At 64.9% G+C, this 542-nt stretch carries 1 protein-coding gene; it reads right to left on the bottom strand.

Features of this window, described 5'->3' with window-relative positions:
- A partial coding sequence (locus IF99_RS31440) for a hypothetical protein (protein ID WP_234340929.1) occupies positions 1 to 491 on the bottom strand: 491 nt, incomplete at its 3' end.
- Positions 492 to 542 lie beyond the last annotated feature (51 nt).

Genomic DNA, 542 nt, shown 5'->3' with positions numbered 1-542 from the left:
GTCGGGACCTTTTTGCCGCCCACCGTCTGCGCCATGAAGCTCCACAGCTCCATCCGGAACGGCGTGAACCGGTCCAACGCCCCATCATTGGCACGCATCATCTCCACCGCGCCGATGCCCTTGAGCAACTCCCCATACAGATCAGGGTTCTTCTCAACCTCCGGACCGAACACGATCCGCAACGCCCGCACCAACCGCAGCATCGTCGCCCGCGTCTCGGGAGACACCGCATTTGGATCGCCGTGCAGTCCCGCATCCCGGGCAAGCTGGTCCAGCTCATGCGGCAAAGGCTCAGGAACCACGTTCCTGCGACGCCCGGCCACCCCACCCGGCGTATCGATCAAAATCCGCGCATCAACATCGAAGCCACTGCTCATCAACGACCCGTCGGTCTCCCGACGACTCTCGTTCGCCGCGTGCTGAGCCAGCGACACCTCCTCCAACGGATCATGCACCGCAGGCGCCGGCCGGTTGTCCAACTGCGGCGCCAACGGGCTCCCCGCCGCATCACTGAAGCACACCTCCAACCCCAGCCGATGCCC

The organism is Streptomyces sp. NRRL F-5630, assembly GCF_000719475.1.
GTDB lineage: Bacteria > Actinomycetota > Actinomycetes > Streptomycetales > Streptomycetaceae > Streptomyces.
Note: the sequence above shows the minus strand (reverse complement) of the source record. Positions and strands in the feature narration are given on the sequence as shown.